Genomic DNA, 23,356 nt, shown 5'->3' with positions numbered 1-23,356 from the left:
CTCAGGCGATGCTCAAGGTGCCCTTGTGATCGATGGATAGGCCGGCAATCTCCTTGCGCGCGGCGAAGACGTCGACCGGATGCACGAGGTAGAGCCAGGGCGGATTGGCGTTGAGATAGGTCAGGCACGCGGCATAGGCAGCCTCGCGCGCCGCAGGCTCGACGGCGGCATTGGCAGCCGCGATCAGGCGCTCGGCCTCGGCGTCGTCATAGCCTTGCCACCACACGGCCTTGGTGACGCTGGAAATCTTGTCGTTGAGGATGCGGTAGGTGCTGTGCGGCGAGGAATCGAAGATCGCCAAATCTCCCATCTCCTTGCGGCCGATCTGGCGCGCATATTCCGGCCGGTCGGTCTCGATCTCGATTTCCACCTCGAAGCCGATAGCCTCCAGCGACGCCGCCACCAGCCGGCTGACCTCGGGCGCGCGCTCCGGCATGAAGGTCGGCGTGCGCAGCTTGACGCGCTTGCTGCCTTCCACCTTATCGAGCAGCGTTCGCGCGCGCTCGGGATCGTAAGGGATCGGCGACAGGCCGGCGCTCGCCATGCCGAGATGATAGGGGCTGACGATGCTCGATGACGGCACGGCGAGACCGTGGAAAATCTCGTCTGCGATGCGGGCGGTATCGACGGCGAGATTGGCAGCCAGCCGCGCTTCGGGCGAGCGGAAGACACCCTCCTGGCAATTGAGATAGAACATCACCGATAGCGTATTGACCGCCTTCCCCCACTGGAAGCGATCGTCCATCTCGAGACGTTCTTCGACGCGCTCAAGATTGAGTGCGGCGTCCACCGCGCCTGACGTCAGCATCTCAAGGCGCTTGTCGGCGGAGGGTTCGGCGATGGCGACGATCTCGCGCGGCTCGGCATGTCCGGCGACACGCTCAAGCACGGCTTTCGCCTTGGGCTCGAACGAGCGAACGCGAAATGGTCCGGTCCCCAGGATCGGCTGCCCATCGGGCGTTAAGCGGCAGATGTAAAATTCGGAGAAAATGTCGAGAATATCGGCGAAGGCATGGGGGTTGCGGACGACGACGGTGGTGTCGCTCTCGGCGGTGATGACGGCATCGGCCAAGTAGCGCGCGTAGGACCACTTCATCCCGAACGTGTCGACGGCTTCGAGAATACCGTCGATGAACGCGATGACATCGCCTGCGACGCAGGGCTTTCCGTCATGAAAGGTCGCGCCTTCGCGGATCGTAAACCGCCACTCGCTGCCGCCGTCACCATGCGTCCAATCGGAAAACAGCGCCGGCAACACCTGTCCGTCCTGCCATTTCAACAGCGGCTCGAACACCAGGTTCTTCAGCGTCAACACGCTGGTATCGTCTGTCACCCGCGTCGGCGGCAGGAAATCGACCTTCTCAAGGCTGATCGTCAGTGTGGACATGATAGGCCTCAGTCGAGTTCGCTGCGTCGGCGCGGATTGAACCAGTCCGCAAGGGAATCGCCGATCAGATTGAAGGACAGAACGGCAAGCAGGATCGCCATGCCGGGCGCCAGCGCCACCCAGGCGGCACCACGCACGAACTGCAGGTTGGCCGAGACATCCGCGCCCCACTCCGCCATCGGCGGCTGGGCGCCGAGGCCGAGGAAGCCGAGGCTGGCCGTCTGCAGGATGGCGCTGCCGAGCGCCAGCGTCGATTGCACCAGAAGCGGCCCCAGGCCGTTCAGAAACACATAGCGGAAGAGCACGCGCGGCGTCGGCAGGCCGAGCGAGATCGCGGCCTCCACATAGGGCTTCACCGAGATGCTGAGCGCCTGACTGCGGGCCACACGGGCAAACTGCGGCGCCAGGGTGATCGCCACGGCGAGCATCGCGTTTTCAAGGCTTGGGCCGAAGGCGGCAGCGAGCGCAATCGCCAGCACCAGCGCCGGAAAGGCCAGGATCGCATCGACGATGCGCATGATCACGCTGTCCGTCCACCCACCGGCAAAGCCAGAGAGCATGCCGAACGAGACGCCGACGACAAACGCGATCGCCACGACGCCGACCCCGATCGCAAGCGTCGCCCGGCCACCATGCATGATGCGGGTGAAGACGTCGCGGCCGAAGGCATCGGTGCCGAGCCAATGGCTGAAGCTCGGCGCGGCAAGCTTGTGCAGCACGTCGAGCTTGGTCGGCGAATAGGGCGTGATCATTGGCCCGAAGACGATCACCAACACGAGGGCGAGCAGGATGAGGCTGCCGGCCATGGCCAGCGTGTTCTTGCGCAGGAAGCTGAAAAACTCTGACATCGCACTCACTTCATCTTCTTGCGGACGCGCGGATCAAGAACGCCGTAGAGGACGTCCACCACGATCGAGGTGAAAACGAAGAGCAGCGCGAACACCAGCGTCGTGCCCTGAATGACGGGATAGTCGCGGTTCTTGATCGCCTCGAACATGTAGCGTCCGATGCCAGGCCAGGCGAAGATGGTTTCCGTCAGAATGGCGCCGCCGAGCATCTCGGCGAATTTCAGGCCGATAACGGTGATCGCCGGCAAAAGCGAGTTGCGCAGCCCGTGATGAATGATCACGTCGCCGCGCCTCAGCCCCTTGGCCTTGGCGGTGCGAATGAAATCCTCACCCATGACCTCGAGCATGGTGTTGCGCACGAAGCGGCCGAGCGTGGCGGCAAGGAAAGCGGCGAGAACGGCGGTGGGCAGGATCAGGTGCTGCAGCGCGCTGAGCGCGGCCGCCCAATTGCCGGTGATCACGCCGTCAAGGATCGCGAAGCCGGTGACCGGTTCGGCGACGATAAAGGAGCTCATGCGACCGGAGACCGGCAGCCAGCCGAGATAGGTGCCGAAGACCAGCTGCAGGATCAGCGCCAGCAGGAAGGCGGGCATGGACACACCGACCAACGAGACGACGCGGGTCACATGGTCGAAGATGGAATTGGGGCGGGTAGCAGAGAGGATGCCGATCGGGATGCCGATGATGACGGCGACGATCACCGCGAGCACCGAGAGCTCGATGGTAGCCGGCAGCCGCAGCAGGATTTCATGCGCCACCGGCTGGCCAGTCTTCAGCGAGATGCCGAAATCGCCCTGCAGCAGGCCGCCGACATAATTCAGGAACTGGATCGGAAACGGCTGGTCGAGATCGAGCTGCGCCCGCAGCGCATCGATCTGCGCCTGCGTCGCTCCGGGCCCGAGCAGCGTCACGGCCGGATCGCCGGGAATGAAGCGCACCAGCGAAAAGACGATGACCAGCACGATACACATGACGGGTATCAACGCGATCAATCGGCGCAAGATGAAGGTCGCCATGCCCAGTTCTACTCACATCCTAGGGAAAGAACCCGCAGCGGAAAACCACTGCGGATCGATTTTTCGTCAGAGAGACGCGATGCGCCTCACTTCTTGGACACGCCCCAATACTCGTTGAGCGGAGGCGCGCTGTTGACCACCAGACCCTCGACATTGGCGCGGGTGAAGACGATGAGCTTCGGGCTGAACAGATAGGCGCCCGGCACGCGCTTGACGATCTCTTCCTGCACCTGCTGATAGAGAGCCTTGCGGGCATCCATGTCGACCGTCTGCTGCGCCTTCAGAATAAGGTCGTCAAGCGCCTTGTCCTCAGGCATGCGGAAGGTCATCGCGGTGTCGGCGAGCGACGAGAGATAGCCGATGGTGATGTGCGCATCGGGATCGTTGTACCAGGGCTGGCGGCCATCCAGTGCGGCGTCGAACTGGCCGGCGGTCTGCAGTGCGCGGTAGGCCGGGAATTCGGTCTGCTCGATCGTCGCCGTGATGCCGATATCGGCAAGATTGGCCTGAACGAAGGTAGCGACGGCGCCCCATAGCGGTCCCTGGAAGCTGTAGAGCTTCAGGTTGATGGTGGAGGGATCGACGCCGGCTTCGGAGAGAAGCTTCTTCGCAAGCTCCGGATCGTAGGCCGGCGCCATGTCCTTGATCTTCGGGTCGAACGCCCAGCTGTTCGAGGTCAGCGGACCGTAGACGCGCTCGGCCGTGCCGCCGAATACGCCGGTCAGAAGACCGTCATAGTCGATCGCATGCGCAACCGCCTCGCGGACCTTGATATTGGCGAAGGGGCCATCCTTCTTGCTGTTGTTGAATTCCAGCTGGCGAATGATCTGGCTCGACGCCTCGATGATCTTGACGTCCTTGTTGGACTTCAGCGCTTCGATGTCCTCAGCCGCGATGGCCGACAACTGGCCCTGCTGCTGCACGACGTCAACACCGCCGCTCTCGAGCTCCAGGCGCCGCGTCGAGGCATCGGGAATGACGCGGTAGATGATGCGCGACAGCTTCGGCGCGCCACGGAAGTAATCGGGATTGGCTTCAAGCACGACATTGGTGTCGGCCTGCGCACTCTTGAACGAGAACGGTCCGGTGCCGACAGGATTGGCCGCGAACTTGTCGCCGTACTTCGCAACGGCAGCCGGGCTGACGATCGCCGACTGCGGCTGTGCCAGGATCGACAGGAACGCCGGATAGGGCTCGGAAAGCGTGATCTTCACCTCGGCCGGCGAGACGACGGCGATGTCCTTGATCAGGTCGAAGGTCGCCTTGACGTAGGAGTTGGTGGCCTTGGTGCGCTCCAGCGAGAACTTGACGGCGGCCGCATCGAATGGAGTGCCATCCTGGAACTTCACGCCATCGCGCAGCTTGAAATCGAACTCCTTGCCGTTGGTCGAAACGGTCCAGCTGTTGGCGAGACGGCCTTCGAGCTGCTTGAAGTCAGGCGCGGTCCAGGCGACCAGCGTGTCGAAGACGTTGAGAATGATCTCACTGCCGATCGGCTCGGCCTTGTTGGTGCCGGGCTCGAGGCTGACGGGGTCGGAAGGAACGGCAACGACCAACGTCTTCAATTGCTCGTCGCTCTGGGCATGCGCCGATCCGGAAAAGATCGGCAAGGCGACCAAGGCCGCGGCGGCAAGTCCTTTAAGCAGTTTCATTCGCACGACCCTTTCATGGTCTGGCCAGGACGCGATCAACATTGCCCGAGCCTCTCATTGTCAGCCTAACAAGGCTTTCCCCTTCTGATATTCCACGAAATATATCATCGCTTTTCCGGCTGTAAAGGCTTGCCTGCCAGCGTTTTGAACAAGTAGCCAATATGGCCTAATTATTGTGCATTTGCGAAAAGATTATTCCGCACAGCAGCATTCCTGCGAAAAATTAGGGCTATCGACGGCTTATGCCGGGTCGGCGCCTGAGACGACCGGCCGCGACGGATCGCTCACCCAGGCCGACCACGACCCCGGATACATCGCCGCATCGATACCGATCGACGCCAAAGCCAGCACCGTGTGCGCGGCGGACATGCCGGCGCCGCAATAGACGCCCACCGGTTTCTTCCCATGGGCGCCGAGCGCGCGGTACATCTCCTTCAGCGTCGCCCCATCGGTGAAGTTGCCGTAATCGGTGACATTGTCGGGCGCCGGCGCGCTCAGCGCATACGGGATGTGCCCGCGCGGCGGCTGGCCGGGAAGCGACGCGCCGCCGATATAGTTCGGGCGAATGCGGGCATCCAGGAGCACGCCATCGACGGCAAGACGGAGCGCCTCATCCGGCCCGATTTCGGCCATGTGACCTGAAGTCAGCGTGATATCGCTAGGCGTTGGATGAGAAACCGCTTCTGTAACAGGAAGGCCGGCGGTCAACCAGGCTGGAAAGCCGCCGTCAAGCACCCTGACGTCAGGCAGACCGGCCCAACGCAGCACCCACCAGGCCCGCGCCGCCGTCATGCTGCGATCGGCGTCGTAGATGACGATCGTGCTCTCGCGGCGCAGACCCCAGGCGCGCGCCTTGGCCTGCAGCACCGCGATATCGGGCAAAGGCCGCTGCCCGCCCTCGACCGTCGCCGGCGATTGGAAATCCTCATAGGCCTGCGTATCGATCGCCCCTTCGATGCGCTGCCCCTTGAACGAGGCCTGACCCGTATAGGGATTGATCGAGTGCACGGCGATGACGGTGACATCCGCGCCGGATGCGCGCATCGCCTGCAGCTGAGTGGGGGTGAGCAAAACGGTCTCGCGCTGCGCGTCTGCCATGTCGGTCTCCAATCGATCCTGTTAGGATCCTGTCTCCATCTACCTCAGGCGCAGATTCGTCGATCGGTTATGCGATCGCAAGCTTAAAATATCTTACGTGATATTCCACCAGGTATTTTCATTGACATTTGTTCATTGACGCGTTGCAATATCGACCTGCCAGCTTTGCCGCGATCCGGAGTATCCGCGCTTGACAGTCCTTTCGGTCGAAAATCTCACCACGTCCTTCCGCAGAAATGGCGCGTGGACGCCTGTCGTCAACGACGTGAGCTTCAGCGCCGCGGCAGGCGAGACGGTCGCGATCGTCGGCGAATCCGGCTCGGGAAAAAGCGTCACCGCCATGTCGATCATGCGTCTGCTGCCGGAGCGCACCTCGCGCGTATCAGGCAAGATCACGCTCGGCGGAACCGATATCCTGTCGCTGCCGGAGCGGCAGATGCAGGACGTGCGCGGCAACGACATCGCCATGATCTTCCAGGAGCCGATGACCTCGCTCAACCCGGTCCTGACGGTCGGGCGCCAGATCGCCGAAGCCATTATCCGCCATCGCGGCTGCTCGAAGAAAGAGGCGCGCGCCGAGGCCGTGCGCCTGCTCGAACGCGTGAGAATTCCGGCCGCCGCCAGCCGATACGACGAATATCCGCACCAGCTCTCCGGCGGCATGCTCCAGCGCGTGATGATCGCGATGGCGCTCGCCTGCCGTCCGAAACTCCTCATCGCCGACGAGCCGACCACCGCGCTCGACGTCACCGTCCAGGCGGAAATCCTGCAGCTGATCAAGTCGCTGCAGGACGAAGAGAACATGGCCGTTCTCTTCATCACCCACGACATGGGCGTCGTCGCAGAAATCGCCGACCGCACGGTGGTGATGTTCCGTTCGCGCGCGCTCGAAATCGGCAAGACCGAACAGATTTTCGAACAGCCCGCCAACGTCTACACGAAGGCGCTGCTCTCAGCCGTCCCGAGGCTGGGCTCGATGGAAGGCCGCGCCTTCCCGGCCACGCTGCCGCTGACGGATACGGACACCGGCGTTGCCTCGCCGGAGCGCGAGATCGCCGGCACCGTCGAGATCGGCAAGCGCCCCATCCTGGAGGTTCGCAATCTCGTTACCCGCTTCGACATCAAGTCGGGCCTCTTCGGGCGCGTCAGCGGCCGCGTGCACGCGGTCGAAAACGTCTCCTTCGATCTTCACGAGGGAGAAACGCTCTCGCTGGTCGGCGAATCCGGCTGCGGAAAGTCGACCACCGGCCGCTCCGTCCTGCGCCTCGTCGAGCCGGTCAGCGGTTCCATTCATATAGACGGCCAGGATATCAGAGCGCTCGACCACGCGAAGCTTACGAAGCAGCGCCAGCACATGCAGATGATCTTCCAGGACCCGTTCTCCAGCCTCAATCCCCGCATGCGCGTCGGCGATGCCATCATGGAACCGATGATTACGCACGGCTTGGCGACGGCGAAAGAGGCGCGCGAGAAAGTGGCGGACCTGATGGTGCGCGTCGGCCTCCAGGCCGACATGGCGCGGCGCTTCCCGCATGAATTCTCCGGTGGTCAGCGGCAGCGTATCAGCATCGCCCGCGCGCTCACCCTCAATCCCGGCCTGATCGTCGCCGACGAGGCGGTCTCAGCTCTCGACGTATCGATCAAGGCGCAGGTCGTGAACCTGATGATGGAACTGCAGGAGCAGCTGAAGATCGCCTATCTCTTCATCAGCCACGACATGGCCGTCGTCGAGCGCGTCAGCCATCGCGTCGCGGTCATGTATCTCGGCGAGATCGTCGAGATCGGCACACGCGAGCAGATCTTCAGCAATCCGCAACATGCCTATACGCGCAAGCTCTTGAGCGCAGTTCCGATCGCCGATCCTGCCCGCCGTCACATCCGCCGCGCGACACCCGGCGGCGAGATCGGCAGCGCCGTGAGGCCCGCCGACTACCAGCCGCCTGTCGCCCGCTACGACGAACCGGCGCCCGGACACCTCGTCAAGGTCGCCTGACGCGACGACCGACGCCAACTTAAAGCGTCAACCCCACCTGCCCGGTCGCGACGAGCGCGCCGAGTATTCCCTGGCGCGTATTCTCGTTGTGCTCGACCACGGCGTCGCGCGCCTTGTCGGCATCGCGCTTGCGCAGCGCTGCCACGATGCGGTGATGGTCGTCATTCGTCTCCGGATTGATGTCGCGAACCCGGGCGCCCATGTAGAACAGCCGGGCGCATTCCTCGAGATGGCTCATGACCAGCGCATAGAGGCGCGGATTGCGCGAGCCGCGCGCGATCGCGGAGTGGAATTCCTGATTGGAATCGACGAAGGTCTTGGTGCTGACTTCCTCGCCGATCACATAGCTGACATCGGCGAGCTGATCGAGAAGATCGAGATCGGCATCACTAAGGTTTTTGGCGGCAAGTGCTGCCGCAGTCCCTTCCAGCATCCCGCGAATGGCGAAGAGGTCGTTCATGTCCTTCACCGTCACCGGCGTCACGCGATAGCCGCGCCGGGGATAAGCCTCCATGAAGCCTTCGACACAAAGCCGCGCCAAGGCTTCGCGCACCGGAGTCTTGCTGACCGACAGCTGCTCGGCCAGTTCCGGTTCCGAAACCTCCACGCCGGGCGCCAGGTCGCCGGTGATGATGCGCTCGCGAAGAATGGCATAGGCCGTCTCCGTCAGCGACTTTCCACGCTTGCCGCTCGACGTGTCCGCTTTAATCAAAATCAATCTCCAGTTCCGATTCCGGCGGCGTCATCCGTCGAGCCGAGCATCAACATAGGCGAGCAATCCGCCAATTTCCACGGACACTTCGCATCATCAGGCCTGCGCCAACAGAACTTTGACAAGCCAAATTTTCTGATATACTACGTAATATATTTATTGGACGCAATGCTGTCCCCCAGCAGGTATCGCCGTGTCAGAAATTCTCGTCATCAATCCCAACAGCTCCGTATCGGTCACCCGGTCGATGGAGACGTGCCTGGGCATCGTTCGCGATGCCACCCGCCATGACATCCACTGCACGGAACTGCAGAAGTCGCCTCCCGGCATCGAGAGCGATGCGCATGTGGCCGAGGTGATACCCAACATTCTCGAAGCGGTCGCGATCTCCGACGCTGATGCCTTCGTCCTATCCTGCTTTTCCGATCCCGGCATCGCCGCCGTCAGAAAGGCGACAACCCGTCCCGTCGTCGGCATCGCCGAGGCCGCCTATCTTGCAGCGCTGGGCCTTGGACAGAAGTTCGGCATCGTCTCGCTCGGCCAATCGTCGATCGACCGCCACCTACGCTATCTCAAGGTGCTTGGCTTCGACGGGCGGCTTGCCGGCGATCGCTCCATCGACATGACGGTCGTCCAGCTCATGGCCGGCGACGTGGTCGAAACCGTTGCCCGCACGGCGCGCCTGCTGCGCGACGAGGATGGCGCGGACGTGATCATCCTCGGCTGCGCCGGCCTCGGCGGCTATCGCCAGGCGATGCAGGATGCGCTTGGCATTCCCGTCATCGATCCGGTGCAGGCGGGCGTGGCACTCGCCTGCACCACTCTCGACCTGCAATATGGAAGGCATGCATCATGAGCTACGACATCGTCATTCGCGGCACCGCCGTCCTGCCTGAGGGACCCCTCGACAACGCCTGGATCGCCATCCGTGACGGCAAGATCGCCGCGATCGGCACCGGCGAAGCGCCTGATGCGGCCCAGAGCTTCAATGCGGGCACCGACCTCATCATCCCCGGCGTCATCGATGGCCAGACCCACGCCTGCAGCTATGGCGGCCTGCCTGGCATCCGCTCGACGACGCGCTCGGCGGTCGCCGGCGGCATCACCACCATCGTCGACATGCCCTACGACAATCCCGACCCGCTCAACTCTGTCGCCAAGCTAGACGCCAAAGTCGCGGCGATCCGCGAGCACGCCCATACCAACGTCGCCCTCTACGGCACGGTCATGCCCGGCCAGTCCACCGACGAGATCGACGGCCTGATCGCCGGCGGCGTCGTCGCCTTCAAGATCTCGACCTTCGAAAGCAGCCCGACCCGCTTCCCGCGCATCTCCTCCAACCAGACGCTGGAGATCTTCACCGCGCTGGCTGAAACCGCGATCCCGCTCGGCGTGCACAATGAAGACCAGGAAATCGTTCGCGCCAACATCGCCGCCGCCAAGGCCGCCGGTCGCGATGGCATCGAGGCGCATTCCGAAAGCCGACCGCCGGCCGCCGAAATGGCCGCGACCGCCCAGTTCCTCGAACTCGGAGCAGCCGCCGGCGCGCACGCCCATATCGTGCATCTGACAACGACGCGCGGCTTCGATCTCGTCGAAAACTATCTGACGGACGGCTACCGCGCCACCGGCGAGCTCTGCGTCCACTATCTCTGGCTCGATCCCGAAATCGACGGGCCGGCGCTCGGCGCCAAGATGAAGGTCAACCCGCCGATCCGCCCCGGCCAGATCGAACTGCTCTGGGACGACGTCGTGTCCGGCCGTGTCGCCTTCGTCAGCTCTGACCATTCCAGCTGGCCGATCGACAACAAGTTCACCGCGTCGATCTTCGACGCCGGCGCTGGCGTTCCCGGCCTTGAGACGCTCCTGCCCGCCTTCTACACCGGTGCCGAAATACGCGGCTTCGACGCCGTGACGCTGACCGTCGAGCAGCTGTGCGAACGCCCCGCCAAGTTCTTCGGCCTGTGGCCGCAGAAGGGCGCGCTCGTCGTCGGCGCGGATGCCGACATCGCCATTCTCAAGGTGGAATCGCAGGTCTGGGATTCATCCAAGGCGCATGACGAACTCCGCTGGAGCCCCTTCGACGGCCGCGAATTCAGCGTTCGCGTCGCCCGCACCTATGTCGGCGGCAAGCTCGCCTATGATGGGACGGAGATAGTCAACGCCCCCGGCGACGGCCAGTATGTCGGCCGGGGCAATTCCGCCTGGTTCTGAGTGCTATAGCGAGGATAACAAATGTCACACATCACAGCCGATACCTCGGGCGTCTTCGTCATCGCCTGCACCCCCTTCGACGAGAGCGGCGCGATCGACGCAGCCAGCATCGATAGCATGGCCGATTTCTACTATGAGAAAGGTGCCGACGGCCTGACGATCCTCGGCATGATGGGCGAAGCGCCGAAGCTGACCCAGGCCGAATCGATCGACGTGACGCGCCGGACCCTCGCCCGCTCGGCCGGCAAGCCCGTTGTCGTCGGTGTTTCCGCCCCAGGCCTTGCCGCGATCGGCGAGCTGACCAAGGCGGTGATGGATATTGGCGCCGCCGGCGTCATGGTTGCGCCTCCCTCCAGTTTGCGCACCGACGACCAGATCGTCACCTACTACCGCAATGTCGTCGAAACCATCGGCACGGAAGTCCCCGTCGTGCTCCAGGACTTTCCGCTGGCAACCGGTGTCCAGATCAGCTCGAAGACGCTCGGCGCGATCTTCGAGGCGCATCCGAGCATCGTCATGCTGAAGCACGAGGACTGGCCCGGCCTGCAGAAGATCACCGACCTGCGCGCCGCCGAAGCCAAGGGCCGCCGCCGCGTCTCGATCCTTTGCGGCAATGCCGGCGTCTTCCTGCCCGAGGAAATGCAGCGCGGCGCAGACGGCGCCATGACCGGCTTTGCATACCCGGAAATGATGGTGAACGTTTGCAAATTGAGCAACGAAGGCCGGCATGAGGACGCGCATGATCTCTTTGACGCCTATCTCCCCCTGATGCGCTACGAGCAGCAGCCGGGTCTCGGCCTCGCCGTTCGCAAATATGTGCTTGCCAAGCGCGGCGCGATCGCCAGCGCCGCCCAGCGTCGCCCCGGTGCCGCATTGAACGCGGCGGCGGTAGCCGAAGTCGAGCGGCTGATTGCCCGCCAGGAAAAGAAACTAGGAGCTTTGAACTAATGGACCTGCAGATCTCTGGTAAGAAGGCACTCGTTCTCGGCGCCAGCCGCGGCCTCGGCGCCGCCATCGCGGCCGGTCTCGCGGCTGAAGGCGTCAAGGTCTTCGCCGCTGCCCGCAGCGCCGACAAAATCCAGGCGACCGATAACATCGTTCCCGTCGCCGTCGATCTCTCCGATGCCGCTTCGGTCGCAGCGCTGATCGAGAAGCTGAACGCCGAGGGTGGCGTCGATATCGTCGTCAACAATTCCGGCGGTCCGAAGGCCGGTCCTGCGCTCGGTCAGTCCTCGGAAAGCTGGGTTGCCGCCTTCCAGTCGATGGCGACCTCGATTTTCTCGATCACCGACGCCATGCTCGCAGGCATGATCGCCCGCAAGTGGGGCCGCGTCATCACCATCGGCTCCTCCGGAGTTGTCCAACCGATCGCCAACCTCGCTTTGTCGAATGGTGTGCGCGCCGCCGTCGCCGGCTGGTCGAAGACGCTCGCCTCCGAGGTCGCCCGCCACGGCATCACCGTCAACATGATCCTGCCCGGCCGCATCGCCACCGACCGCGTCCGCGAACTCGACGGCATCAAGGCCGAGAAGACCGGCGCATCGCTCGAAGCCGTGCAGGAAGCATCGCGCAACGAAATCCCGGTCGGCCGCTACGGCAAGCCCGAGGAATTCGCGGCTGTCGCCGTATTCCTGGCGAGTTCTCAGGCCAGCTATGTCACGGGATCGTCCATCCGCGTCGATGGCGGCATGATCAGGGGACTGTAAGCGATGACCGATTTCGATGCTGTGCATGAGCGCCGCGGCACTGGCAGCTCGAAATGGAGCAAATACCCGGCCGACATCCTCCCCATGTGGGTCGCCGACATGGACTTTCCGGCCGCACCCGAGATCGTCGACGCCATACGCAACCGCCTCGAACATCCGATGCTTGGCTATGGCGTCGCCCGCGACGAGCTGCGCGCCCGGATCGTCGAGGACATGGCCTCGAAATACGATTGGTCGATTACAGTAGACGACATCGTGTTCCTGCCGGGCGTGGAGCCCGGCTTCAACATGGCATTGAAGGCGATGCTGGAGCCCGGCGACGGGCTGGTGGTGCAGACGCCCGTCTATCGCCCCATCCTCAATGCGGCCGGCCATTGGGGTCTGGTTCGCAACGAAGTGCCGCTCAGGGCAACCGAGCAGGGCTACGTGATGGATGTCGATCCGCTGGCCTCCGCGCTTGCCAGATCACGCGCACTGCTTCTCTGCAATCCGCAGAACCCGACCGGCAAGGTTTTCACAAAAGACGAACTCACCGAGATCGCCGCGCTTTGCGAAAAGAATGACGCGCTGATCATCTCCGACGAGATCCATTGCGACCTGCTCTTCGACGGCCGCCGCCATATGCCGATCGCCACCCTTTCAAAGGAAACAGCAAACCGCACCATCACCCTGATGGCCGCCAGCAAGACCTACAACATTGCTGGCCTCAAGACTGCGTTCGCGATCGTTCAGAACAAAGAGATCCGCGAACGGTTCGCGCAATCGCGGCTCGGCATGGTCGATAGCGTCAACATACTCGGCCTCGAGGCGACGCTGGCGGCCTACACGCATGCTTCCGACTGGAAGGCGCGGATGCTCGCCTATATCCAGGCCAACCGTGACTATCTCTCCGAACAGGTGGCATCCCGTTTCCCCGCGATCCGTCTCATCAAGGCGGAAGCCACGTTTCTTGCCTGGCTCGATTGCCGTGAGATGGGCTTAGCGCCGGATCCGCAGGCGTTCTTTCTCGAGCGCGGCAAGGTCGGCTTCAGCGCCGGATCGGAATTCGGCGCCCCTTACGGAGACTACGTCCGCGTCAATTTCGGTTGCCCACGATCACTATTGAGCGAGGGCCTCGACCGAATGGAACGGGCGCTGGCGGCGAACTGACGACACTCGGCCACGCATCTGGCGACAGAAGCAGCCATGTCGGCACGCGCTGAGGCTCCGATGCCTACCGCCGCGACAGGCGCCATAAACGCATCAACTCGGCGGGGGCAGAGATACCTGCCCCCAACACGAACGGGTCCTTCGATCTCGACCCCGCCGAACGGCTCTCTTTGACAGGAAGGCCGTGGCCCATGCGGTCGATGGAATAGAGCGAGACCTGGGCTCCGCTACCCGCGCTCCAAGTGGACAATGCACCCCAAGGCTTCTTATCGACACGGCCGGCGCTTCGCTCAAGGCCACTTGCTTCGACCCATTGATCGACGCAGCACAGGGCGTTCGCCGGGGTGACCGTGCGGTCCGCAGTCCCCTGCCAGATGCTGATCGGTGGCCAGGCGCGACGGCCTGGTGAAACTTCCGCGATCCTTGCGCCCCAGCCGGCAGCCGGCGCCGGCGCGCCCGATTTCATCGCACGCAGGGCCGAGATCGCATCACGCACGGCACCAACCGGCATTCCTGCGACGATGGCGGCGCCCGCGAACATGTCCGGATAATTGGCGACCAGCGCACCTGTCATCGCTCCACCCGCAGACAGGCCGACGATGTAAACGCGGGCTCGATAGGCGCGATGGTGTTTCAGAGCATGGTCAATCATCTGCCTGATGAACAGCAACTCGCCGCGATCGCGAGCCACCTCGCTCGGACGGAACCAGTTGAAACACCTTTGCAGATTGTTCGAGCGGGTCTGCTCCGGATAGAGCAGGACAAAGCCGCGATCCTTTGCCAGCTTCGAAAAGCCGCTTGCGGCATTCAAGCTCTCCGCCGTCTGGCGGCAGCCGTGAAGCACCACCACAAGGGCCGGCTGGTTTGGAAGGTTGGCCGGCACATAGGACTTCATCACAAGCCGGCCCGGGTTGCTGCCGAAAGCCGGGATTGCCTGAAGTGTCGGCCGCTCCTGCATTGCCGGTTTCCGGCGAACGGGGCCCCATGCCTCCTCAAGCAACCGTGCAGCCTTGCGCTGCGTCTTCAACAGCCCGCGTGAGCGATCTGGTGAAGCAGAGCTTCGTGTACCTCATCAAGGTGCGGCGACGTAAGAAGCGGCTTCCGGAGATGGCGGAGCGCAATGTCACCTGGATGAAGCCGGCCGAAGCGGCGCGGCACGTCCGGGAGCCCGAACTGCGAAAGCTCCTGCTGGCGGTTGGCCGCCGCTTCGGCGACCAACACGAGCACTCCGCGGCCTGAACGCCTCAAGGCTTATCGACTAGCGGAAATGACCAGCACCCTATTGGGCGCGGTCACGGCAATCGGTTGGGCGCGGGACGCCGCAGCACTTGTCACTCAACGCATGTTCGATTTTGAATTGTCTGGAGGGGGGACAAGCAGGAACTGAAAGCCTTGCGCTGAAGCGCCGTCGCCGCCGCTTGCAAAGACGAAGGCTCTCCTGTCCGGCGGGTCGCGCGTTACTCCCCGGCTTCTGGAGTGTGCTTTGGCGGCGCCTCTCGATTTCCTTCTGCTCGGTCTCGGTGCAAGGCGGCGCGCGCCAGCATCATTAGAGTTACCGGTGTCGTCACGGTGACGAAGACGCCGATCAGGATCTCATGGATCGCTAGCCGCGAGGAGGCCACGGAAAAGAAGATCATCGACCCGAGCATGACGCCGCCGATCCCCCAGCTGGTTCCGAGCGTGGGAGCGTGGATACGCTCGTAAAAGCTTGGCAGGCGGAGAAATCCGATAGCGCCGATCAAGGCCAACAGGGCGCCGAGGACGAGAAAGAAGGCAACCAGCGCCGCCACCCAAACAGATATATCCATAGCCGGGTGCATCATTCGATCACCTCCCCGCGCATCAGGAATTTGGCCAGTGCAACCGTTGCCACGAAGCCGATCACGCCGATGACAAGCGCGGCTTCGAAATAGACCACCCGTCCCGTTCCGACGCCGAAGGTCACCAGAAGCAGCATGGCGTTGATGTAGAACGTGTCGAGCCCGAGGATCCGGTCCTGCGCGCGGGGGCCAACGAACATGCGGATCGAGACGATGGCCATGGCGGCGACGAGCATGATCTGGGCGACCGACACGGCCGTGAAGAGGATGATTGCACTCATGCGAATATCTCCAGCAACAGCGCCTCGTAGCGGTTCTTGATCGTATCGCGCCAGACGGCCTCGTTCTGGATGTCGAGAACGTGCAGCAGCACCGAATGATCGTTGGAATCATACTCCAACCATGCGGACCCCGGGGTGCTTGTCAGGATGACGGCGAGGACGGCGAGCGCGAACTGGCTGCGAAGTTCCAGATGGATGGTGATGAAGCCGGGATTGTGCCGGCGTTTGCCGCTGCGCAGGATGATCCACACGACGTCGATGTTCGACTTGACGATATCGCGAAACACCAGGCCAAAGAGCTTCGGCAGGAGGTACCATTTCTTCAGCCGTATCGGTTCCGGCTGCAGCGATGCCATCGCCCAGCCCGCGAAGACCGCGACGACGAGGCCGAGGATGAAATGGCCGAGGGTGAAGCCGTTGAGCAGCAGCCACATGATGAGAAGGCACGTCGCGAGAATGGGATAGGGAAGCATCACTCGCCCTCCGTTCCGGCCTTGACGCCCTTGATCGGCAGCGCGCTGTTGACCGCGTCGATATAGATCGACGGCTTGCTCAGCGTGCGGATCGTGGTGTCCATGTACTGCATCGCCGGCCCGGCCTGCACGGTGAGTGCTAGCGTCAGTGCCAAGAGGAACATCACCGGCACGATCTCGATCACTAGCACGCGGGGAACCGTTCCCTCAATCGAGCTCCAGAAGGTGCGGATGCCGACGCGTGTCATGGAGATCAATGCAGCGATGCCTGAGAGAATGACGAGAACGACCAGCGCCCAGATCGCCGCCGTGGGCGGCACGCCGATAGAGCCGGTGCCCATCATCGCCGACAGCATGGCGAACTTGGCGACGAAGCCCGAGAGCGGCGGGAGCCCGGACAAGAGGATGCCGCAGGCCGCGAAACAGATGCCGAGAACAGCCATGGTGCCGGGCATGGTCACGCCCTCTTCCTCGTTTTCAGGCTCGTCGTCGGCCTCGCCATAGGCTTCCATGGTCACGGCAAGCACGTTTGCGCCCGCATCCTGACCGCGCTCGACGAGCTCGATCAGCATGAAGAAGGCGCTGATGGTCAGTGTCGAACTGACGAGATAAAGCAGCGCGCCGGAAGAGACCGCGCCGTCGTTGATGCCGAGCACCATCAGCAGCGTGCCGGAGGAGACCAGCACGGAAAAGCCAGCAAGCCGTCCGAGCGCCTGCGACGCCAGCACGCCGACGATCCCGAAGATCAGCGTTGCCATGCCGCCATAGAGCAACACCGGCGCGCCGAACCCGGCCGAAGGTCCTTCGCCGAACAATAGCATTGTCAGCCGCAGGATGACGTAGATGCCGAGCTTGCTCATGATCGCGAAGATGCCGGCCACCGGCGCCGATGCGGCGCTGTAGGCGGTGGGCAGCCAGAAGCAGAGCGGCCACATCCCGGCCTTGATGAGGAAAACGACACCCAATATGCCCGCGCCTGCCTCCATCAGCATGCGCCGGTCAGGCTCGATCTCGGGGATGCGGGCCGCAAGGTCGGCCATGTTGAGCGTCCCGGCGGTTCCGTAGATGAGGCTGACGCCGATCAGGAACAACAGGGCGGCCACGAGGTTGACCGCGATGTAATGCATGCCGGCCTTGACGCGCAGCGGACCGGACCCGTGCAGCAGGAGACCATAAGAGGCTGCCAGCATGACTTCGAAGAAGACGAAGAGGTTGAACAGGTCGCCCGTGAGGAACGCCCCGTTGACCCCCATGAGGAGCAGCTGGAACATGCTGTGGAAATGCGCGCCCACGGCATGCCAGCGCGCCAGCGAGAAAACGAGTGCCGACACGGCAAGCAGCGCGGTCAGAAGCAGCATCATGGCCGATAGGCCATCCAGAACGAGCACGATCCCAAAGGGTGCCGACCAGTTGCCGACCAGATAGACGCCCTCGAAGCCATTTGGGCCGCTCTCGATCCTGAACAGGATGAAGGCGATCACGGTGAGCAGAATCGCGGAGGCGAGACTGACCATTGCCTTGGCGACACGGCGCCGCTCGTCGATGAACAGCAGGAGTGCGCTCGCGATCAGCGGAATGAGGATGGGCGCGACAATGAGGTGGTGGGACCAACCGTTCATTTCGGCTCGTTCCTTCCATCGACATGGTCGCTGCCCGTCAGTCCGCGCGACGCCAGGAGGACCACGAGAAACAGCGCCGTGGTCGCAAAGCCGATGACGATGGCGGTCAGCACCAGGGCCTGCGGTACAGGATCGGCGAGAATGGACGGATCGTCATTGCCCAAGATCGGCGGCACGTTGGCCTTCACGCCGCCGACGCCGAAGATGAACAGGTTGACGGCGTAGGAGAGCAGCGAGAGCCCGATGATCACCTGATAGGTGCGCGGGCGCAGGATAAGCCAGACCCCGCAGCTCGTCATGATGCCGATGGCGATTGACAGAACCAGTTCCATCACCGCTCCTCCGATTTGGCCGCTTCGATCGTGCGCAGGCGATTGATCCGCAGCGATTGGTGGGCAAGGGCGACAAGGATCAGCACGGTCGATCCGACAACCAGGGAGAAGACGCCGAGATCGAAGAGCAGCGCCGTCGCTGCCGGTACTTTGCCGATGAGGGGCAGCTCGAGATAGCGGGAGTGCGAGGTCAAGAACGGATAGCCGAGCAACCATGCGCCGGCACCCGTCAGCACCGCCGTCAACAGCCCCGCCCCCATCCAGCGCAGCGGCAGAATGCGGATGCGGTCCTCCGCCCAGCGCGTGCCGCCGGCGAGATACTGCAGCAGGAAGGCGATCGAGAGCGTCAATCCCGCCGAGAACCCGCCGCCCGGCAGGTCATGCCCGCGCATGAAGAGGTAGACGGAGAAGGTGATGATCACGGGGAACATCCACTGCATGATGACGGATGGCACGAGCAGATAGTCGCGCACCGTGTCGCCAGCCGAGCGCTCCGGCCGCTCCTCGTCGAAGCGGTTTTGCACCTGCTGCTGCTCCGGCATCCCCATGCTGTCTTCAGCCGGGCGGAAACGACGCAGCAAACCGTAGACGGTGAGCGAGACGACGCCAAGCACCGCGATTTCGCCCAGCGTGTCGAAGCCGCGGAAATCCACGAGGATCACATTGACGACGTTTCGTCCACCGCCGAGCGAATATGCATGTTCGAGGAAATAGTTGGCGATCGCGTCGGGCACCGGCATCGTCATCACGGCATAAGCGATGGCCGACATGGCGACGCCGCAGAGGACCGCAAGCGCGAAGTCGCGGAAGCGGCGGAACCGGGCGCGGATCGTCATGGATTCACGAATGTCTTCGGACCGCTTCGGCAGCCACCGCAGTCCCAAGAGGATGAGAACGGTGGTGACGATCTCGACCAGCAGCTGGGTGATGGCAAGATCGGGTGCGGAAAGCCATACGAAGGTGGTGCACACGATGAGGCCGACACCGCCGAGCATGACCAGCGCGGCCAGTCGGTGGTATTTGGCTGTATAGGCGGTGCCGATCGCCAGGCACACCCCGATCACCCAGAGCGCGGTGAAGACGGGATCAACGCCGGAATAGACAAACGGGCGATGCTCGAAACCGCGGAGATAGAGCGGCAGGGCGCCAGCCAGAAGGCCGGCAACCACCAGCCACCGCAATTGCGGCTGCAGCTTGCGTGTTCCCAAGCGCCGCTCGGCAACGCGCGCCCAGCGCCAGGAGACTTCCACGAGGATTCGCTCAAAAATGCGCTGGCCCTTCAGCCGCCGGATAAAGGGCGGGCCATCATCGCAGCGAGACAGATAACCTTTCAACGCCCAATAGATCGCGGTTCCGGCGATCAGCGCGATGACGCTCATGATCAGCGGGAGATTGATCCCGTGCCACAGCGAGAGGCTGTACTCAGGCGTGTCGTCTCTCAGAACGCTGATCACGGCGCTATGAAGAAACGGTCCGATCGAGAGTGCCGGAACGATACCGACAACCAGGCACAACACGACGAGGAACTCGATCGGGAAGCGCATCCAGCGCGGCGGTTCGTGCGGATGCGCGATCGGCAGGTCTGTCGGCGGGGGGCCGAAGAAGACGGTGTGAATGAAGCGCAGGGAGTAGGCAACGCTGAAGGCGCTGGCGAGGGTCGCGACATAGGGTAGAATTCTGTCGAGGATGGAATCGGCATGGGTCTCGACCGCTTCCGCGAAGAACATCTCTTTCGAAAGAAACCCGTTCAACAGCGGCACGCCCGCCATGGCGGCGCTGGCGACGACGGCAAGCGTCGCCGTGATCGGCATGAACCGGTACAAGCCGCTCAGCTTGCGCATGTCGCGCGTCCCGGTCTCGTGGTCGATGATACCAGCCGCCATGAATAGCGACGCCTTGAACGTCGCGTGATTGAGCATGTGGAAAATCGCCGCCACCGTTGCCAGCGGGCTTCCGAGGCTCAGCAATGTGGTGATCAAGCCGAGATGACTGATCGTCGAATAGGCTAGCAGCCCTTTCAGATCGCGCTGGAATATCGCGAAGTAGGCGCCCAGCAGCAAGGTGATCATGCCCGCGGCGCCGAGGATCCAGAACCACTCATAGGTTCCCGACAAGACGGGCCAGAAACGCACGAGCAGGAAGACGCCCGCCTTCACCATTGTCGCCGAATGCAGGAACGCCGACACGGGCGTTGGCGCCGACATGGCGTTCGGCAGCCAGAAATGGAACGGAAACTGGGCGCTCTTCGTCAACGCTCCAAGCAGAATGAAGATCAGCGCGGGCACATAGAGGCTATGATTTCGGATCAGGTCGCCGGAGTTCAGGATCTTGTCCAGATCGTAGCTGCCGACGATCTTGCCGAGCAGGATCAGACCGATCAACAGGCAGAAGCCGCCGATCCCGGTGATCGTCAGCGCCATTCGCGCGCCATCGCGTGCGGCGGCATTGTTGTGCCAGTAGCTGATCAGCAGGAACGAGAAGATGCTCGTCAGTTCCCAGAACACCGACAGCAGGATGACATTGCCTGAAATGACAATGCCGACCATTGCACCCATGAATGCAAGCAGGAACGAGAAGAACCGCGGGACCGGATCGTCTTCCGACATGTAGTAGCGGGCGTAGAGGATCACCAGAAAGCCGATGGAGGTGATCAGCATGGTGAAAATCCATGCAAAGGCATCCATGCGCAGCGTCAGATCAAGCCCGAGCTGCGGCAGCCATTCCGCATTGAAGCGAATCACGCCCCCATCAGACACCTGCGGGTAGAGACTGGCATTGATCAGAAGGGCGAGGAGGACGACGAAACCAGCGAGGCCGGCAGGCAGGCGACGCGATGCCGTTCTCAGGAAAAAGACCGACAGGATGCTTCCCACGAACGGAAGAAGCAGCAGTGCAACGAGCATGAACGGTCCGGCGGTCATCCCAAGGCGTCGATCCTTTTCTTGTCATTATGACCAAGTGGAGCACATTCTACATCCACCTAGAAATCTCTTTAAAATTAGCCTATATGATCTATGTCAACCAATATGGGCGATAGTCGAACATGGGTCAAGCTTACGACCATAAGATTTTGTCACCGGCTCTCTGTCGAGCGGCCCGCGGCCTTCTGGACTGGACACAGGTCGAACTGTCGGAACGAGCCGGCGTGTCGCGAAGCACGGTTCGCGACTACGAGGGCGGGCGCCACGATGTCCATCGCGCAACAGCGGCTCAGTTGAAAATCGCGCTGGAAAGCGGCGGTGTCAATTTCGTCACTCTGGAGGATGGCAAGATAGCCGTTTGCGCCAATCACGACCAGCAACGCGTGGGTGACTAGGCTGCGGCACATCGCAGCCGCATGACTTTCGATGGTCAACTCTGAGGCAGTCCGCGCAAGTGGCTTTTGCAGTCGCGGCTGAATTTAGCCAGACTGCCTGCCGCCTGCCTCGTTAGGAAAGGCAGACGGCATCGTCCCGTCGAATGGGGTGCTTCCGACAGGCAAACGGGTCATACTCTTCAGGCAATGACAGCGCCATCAAAACGCACGCATGCGTTTTCACCGAGGGGGAGTGATGGGAGATCGTGGTCAGGATTTCGCAAACATCGTCTATACGATCCTCGTGGTCGAGAAACGGCCTCGGGTGGAAGACGCCGCCCGGGCTCTCGGAATGAGCTATGCCACCCTGCATTCCCGACTGATCGTGAGAACATGTTTTTCTCCCGACGAAGTCCGCGACCTTGTCAGAGTGGTGCCGGATCCACGGCTCCTGAACTATCTGTTGGACGGCACGCCGTTCCTGGCAGCGGAACGACCCCGACCAGGGGAACCGGAACCGGCAGTCGAAAGAGGTGCGACCAAAGTTGTCATCGGCGCTGCCGACGTGCTTGAGATCATTGATGCTGCCATAGCCGGCGGCGGCCTGGATCGGAGGCAGGAGGCCCTCGTTCTCGGCAAGATCGATGAAACTGAGCGGGCGCTCGCGTCGCTGAGGCTGCAGTTGCAGTCAGGAAGGCGATGACGGTGCCGAGCGGCGCTGGTTGATTGCGCTAGGTTTGGTCGCGTTGCCGGAGCCAGGCATCGCGAAGCCTCGCGAGATGCCGATCGCCCTCATCGAGAAGCGCGGCGATCTCATCTTGCACTGCCCTAAGCCGCCCGACATGGAAAATCTTCCTCGACCCGGAGGTCTTAGCGACCTTGTCCGACAGCAGGATCAAGCGCCGCTTGTAGATGTTGAGTATGCGCACGACACGCATATAGTCCCGCAGTGGATCAGATAGTTCGGACATGGCAACCAAAGACATTTGGCGCCTGCTACCGGAACCGCGGATAGAGAAACATCAAATCGTGGAGGACGATTTTGATGGACATGACAAGGTCCGTCGATCGGACCGCGCTCATAGTCAGTGCTTGACGGCGGCAGGCCATCCCCCCATCTTTGCCGGCGATGCCGAAGACCGAAAAGAACGAAGTAGAGTTGCTCAAGACGTGGGTGTTGCCGCCATCGGCGACGCTGGGCTCGTCGGTACGAGCCAAAGGCATTCTTCTGGAGATGCGGGCGCGGTTGCCGACCGCGGTCAAGAAGGCGCTCGACCTCGACGGCGTTGAACTCACCTTGGTGATGCCGGCCACCGCAAAGGCGGAATTTCGCGCCGCTGCTGCCGTCATCGCGGACGTCATGCAGCAGGCGGAAACCCTGCCCGTGATCCCGCGCGAGATAGAGGACATTCTGACCATCAAGACGAGCGAGCGTCATCGCTGGCTGTCCGACGGCCGGTTGCCGAGTACGGGAACTCGAACCGTCCGATTGAATGGCCGCGCCCGAAGGATCACCTTCCATGTCTTCGATCCCAAGGTCGTCGAAGACATTCTTGACCGTGGGCTCGTTGAGGAATGGCGAGAAGAAGATGCCGCCGCGAAAGCGGAGAACCGTCGAAAGGCGGCATACAACGCCAAGCTGACGCGGTCCCTGAAGAAAGCCGGCAAAGCCAAGAAGGCTCAAGGCGAAGAACCGGACGAGGCCGCGACCGCCCTGCGTGGCTGGGCGGAATTCGACATCGATGGACTGCTCCGCTAAAT

The 23,356-nt window shown here is 62.6% G+C and carries 24 protein-coding genes; 10 read left to right on the top strand and 14 right to left on the bottom strand.

Annotation, left to right across the window (positions count from 1 at the left end):
• Position 1: 1 nt before the first annotated feature.
• From D460_RS0106995 to D460_RS0106975, 5 genes are all read right to left on the bottom strand, one after another.
• A complete protein-coding gene (locus D460_RS0106995) occupies positions 2-1,387 on the bottom strand; it encodes an ABC transporter substrate-binding protein (RefSeq protein ID WP_018897813.1) in 1,386 nt (461 codons plus the stop codon).
• 8 nt (positions 1,388-1,395) lie between these two features.
• On the bottom strand, positions 1,396-2,235 hold the full coding sequence (locus tag D460_RS0106990) for an ABC transporter permease (protein WP_018897812.1): 840 nt from the start codon (positions 2,233-2,235) through the stop codon (positions 1,396-1,398).
• Between the two features lie 5 nt (positions 2,236-2,240).
• Positions 2,241-3,251, bottom strand: a complete 1,011-nt coding sequence (locus tag D460_RS0106985; RefSeq protein ID WP_018897811.1) for an ABC transporter permease — start codon at positions 3,249-3,251, stop codon at positions 2,241-2,243.
• Positions 3,252-3,337: 86 nt separating this feature from the next.
• Positions 3,338-4,903 carry an ABC transporter substrate-binding protein gene (locus D460_RS0106980; protein WP_018897810.1) on the bottom strand — a complete coding sequence of 522 codons (1,566 nt, stop codon included), beginning with the start codon at positions 4,901-4,903 and terminating at the stop codon, positions 3,338-3,340.
• A gap of 240 nt (positions 4,904-5,143) precedes the next feature.
• Positions 5,144-6,001 (bottom strand): rhodanese-like domain-containing protein, encoded by an 858-nt coding sequence (locus D460_RS0106975; protein ID WP_018897809.1) that lies wholly within the window; start codon positions 5,999-6,001, stop codon positions 5,144-5,146.
• Between the two features lie 190 nt (positions 6,002-6,191).
• Here D460_RS0106975 and D460_RS0106970 point away from each other — a divergent pair, with 190 nt between their 5' ends.
• On the top strand, positions 6,192-7,994 hold the full coding sequence (locus D460_RS0106970) for an ABC transporter ATP-binding protein (RefSeq protein WP_018897808.1): 1,803 nt from the start codon (positions 6,192-6,194) through the stop codon (positions 7,992-7,994).
• 19 nt (positions 7,995-8,013) lie between these two features.
• On the opposite strand, the gene D460_RS0106965 is transcribed toward D460_RS0106970, so the two are convergent.
• Positions 8,014-8,706 (bottom strand): GntR family transcriptional regulator, encoded by a 693-nt coding sequence (locus D460_RS0106965; protein WP_018897807.1) that lies wholly within the window; start codon positions 8,704-8,706, stop codon positions 8,014-8,016.
• A gap of 193 nt (positions 8,707-8,899) precedes the next feature.
• Between D460_RS0106965 and D460_RS0106960 the strand changes: the two genes are divergently transcribed.
• The 5 genes from D460_RS0106960 to D460_RS0106940 are packed head-to-tail and all read left to right on the top strand — an operon-like array spanning position 8,900 to position 13,775.
• On the top strand, positions 8,900-9,562 hold the full coding sequence (locus D460_RS0106960) for an aspartate/glutamate racemase family protein (RefSeq protein ID WP_018897806.1): 663 nt from the start codon (positions 8,900-8,902) through the stop codon (positions 9,560-9,562).
• The gene (locus D460_RS0106955) at positions 9,559-10,920 is read left to right on the top strand and encodes a hypothetical protein (protein WP_018897805.1); all 1,362 of its coding nucleotides are present in this window, start codon (positions 9,559-9,561) and stop codon (positions 10,918-10,920) included. The genes D460_RS0106960 and D460_RS0106955 overlap by 4 nt, the downstream gene beginning before the upstream one ends.
• A gap of 21 nt (positions 10,921-10,941) precedes the next feature.
• Entirely contained in the window at positions 10,942-11,868 is a 927-nt protein-coding gene (locus D460_RS0106950) for a dihydrodipicolinate synthase family protein (RefSeq protein WP_018897804.1), read from the top strand.
• Positions 11,868-12,626, top strand: coding sequence for an SDR family oxidoreductase (locus D460_RS0106945; RefSeq protein ID WP_018897803.1), 759 nt, complete (start codon positions 11,868-11,870; stop codon positions 12,624-12,626). The genes D460_RS0106950 and D460_RS0106945 overlap by 1 nt, the downstream gene beginning before the upstream one ends.
• Positions 12,627-12,629: 3 nt before the next feature.
• Complete coding sequence (locus D460_RS0106940) at positions 12,630-13,775, top strand: PatB family C-S lyase (protein ID WP_018897802.1); 1,146 nt, start codon at positions 12,630-12,632, stop codon at positions 13,773-13,775.
• A 64-nt stretch (positions 13,776-13,839) separates the two neighbouring features.
• On the opposite strand, the gene D460_RS32710 is transcribed toward D460_RS0106940, so the two are convergent.
• On the bottom strand, positions 13,840-14,733 hold the full coding sequence (locus D460_RS32710; protein WP_018897801.1) for a PHB depolymerase family esterase: 894 nt from the start codon (positions 14,731-14,733) through the stop codon (positions 13,840-13,842).
• Between the two features lie 77 nt (positions 14,734-14,810).
• Here D460_RS32710 and D460_RS32705 point away from each other — a divergent pair, with 77 nt between their 5' ends.
• Positions 14,811-15,014, top strand: coding sequence for a hypothetical protein (locus D460_RS32705; RefSeq protein WP_051110771.1), 204 nt, complete (start codon positions 14,811-14,813; stop codon positions 15,012-15,014).
• Between the two features lie 218 nt (positions 15,015-15,232).
• Here the strand turns inward: D460_RS32705 and mnhG are convergent, their stop codons facing one another.
• The 6 genes from mnhG to D460_RS0106900 are packed head-to-tail and all read right to left on the bottom strand — an operon-like array spanning position 15,233 to position 21,221.
• Entirely contained in the window at positions 15,233-15,595 is a 363-nt protein-coding gene (gene mnhG, locus D460_RS0106925) for a monovalent cation/H(+) antiporter subunit G (protein ID WP_037110997.1), read from the bottom strand.
• Positions 15,595-15,876, bottom strand: coding sequence for a K+/H+ antiporter subunit F (locus D460_RS0106920; protein ID WP_018897798.1), 282 nt, complete (start codon positions 15,874-15,876; stop codon positions 15,595-15,597). The genes mnhG and D460_RS0106920 overlap by 1 nt, the downstream gene beginning before the upstream one ends.
• A complete protein-coding gene (locus tag D460_RS0106915; RefSeq protein ID WP_018897797.1) occupies positions 15,873-16,349 on the bottom strand; it encodes a Na+/H+ antiporter subunit E in 477 nt (158 codons plus the stop codon). The genes D460_RS0106920 and D460_RS0106915 overlap by 4 nt, the downstream gene beginning before the upstream one ends.
• Positions 16,349-17,968 carry a monovalent cation/H+ antiporter subunit D gene (locus tag D460_RS0106910; RefSeq protein WP_018897796.1) on the bottom strand — a complete coding sequence of 540 codons (1,620 nt, stop codon included), beginning with the start codon at positions 17,966-17,968 and terminating at the stop codon, positions 16,349-16,351. The genes D460_RS0106915 and D460_RS0106910 overlap by 1 nt, the downstream gene beginning before the upstream one ends.
• A complete protein-coding gene (locus D460_RS0106905) occupies positions 17,965-18,300 on the bottom strand; it encodes a Na+/H+ antiporter subunit C (protein WP_018897795.1) in 336 nt (111 codons plus the stop codon). Before D460_RS0106905 ends, D460_RS0106910 begins: the two co-directional genes overlap by 4 nt.
• Positions 18,300-21,221, bottom strand: a complete 2,922-nt coding sequence (locus D460_RS0106900) for a monovalent cation/H+ antiporter subunit A (protein ID WP_018897794.1) — start codon at positions 21,219-21,221, stop codon at positions 18,300-18,302. Before D460_RS0106900 ends, D460_RS0106905 begins: the two co-directional genes overlap by 1 nt.
• A 122-nt stretch (positions 21,222-21,343) precedes the next feature.
• Here D460_RS0106900 and D460_RS34975 point away from each other — a divergent pair, with 122 nt between their 5' ends.
• Together D460_RS34975 and D460_RS0106890 are read left to right on the top strand one after the other, a co-directional pair.
• Positions 21,344-21,616: a helix-turn-helix transcriptional regulator gene (locus D460_RS34975; protein WP_081619872.1), complete on the top strand. Its 273-nt coding sequence runs from the start codon at positions 21,344-21,346 to the stop codon at positions 21,614-21,616.
• 235 nt (positions 21,617-21,851) lie between these two features.
• Complete coding sequence (locus tag D460_RS0106890; protein WP_155947696.1) at positions 21,852-22,298, top strand: phage regulatory CII family protein; 447 nt, start codon at positions 21,852-21,854, stop codon at positions 22,296-22,298.
• A 28-nt stretch (positions 22,299-22,326) separates the two neighbouring features.
• Here the strand turns inward: D460_RS0106890 and D460_RS0106885 are convergent, their stop codons facing one another.
• On the bottom strand, positions 22,327-22,581 hold the full coding sequence (locus D460_RS0106885; protein WP_018897791.1) for a hypothetical protein: 255 nt from the start codon (positions 22,579-22,581) through the stop codon (positions 22,327-22,329).
• 143 nt (positions 22,582-22,724) lie between these two features.
• Between D460_RS0106885 and D460_RS0106875 the strand changes: the two genes are divergently transcribed.
• Complete coding sequence (locus D460_RS0106875) at positions 22,725-23,354, top strand: hypothetical protein (protein WP_026282876.1); 630 nt, start codon at positions 22,725-22,727, stop codon at positions 23,352-23,354.
• Positions 23,355-23,356: the final 2 nt, after the last annotated feature.

This window comes from Rhizobium sp. 2MFCol3.1 (assembly GCF_000377565.1).
GTDB lineage: Bacteria > Pseudomonadota > Alphaproteobacteria > Rhizobiales > Rhizobiaceae > Rhizobium.
The sequence above is the reverse complement of the archived record's forward strand: the minus strand, read 5'-3'. Positions and strand labels throughout refer to the sequence as shown.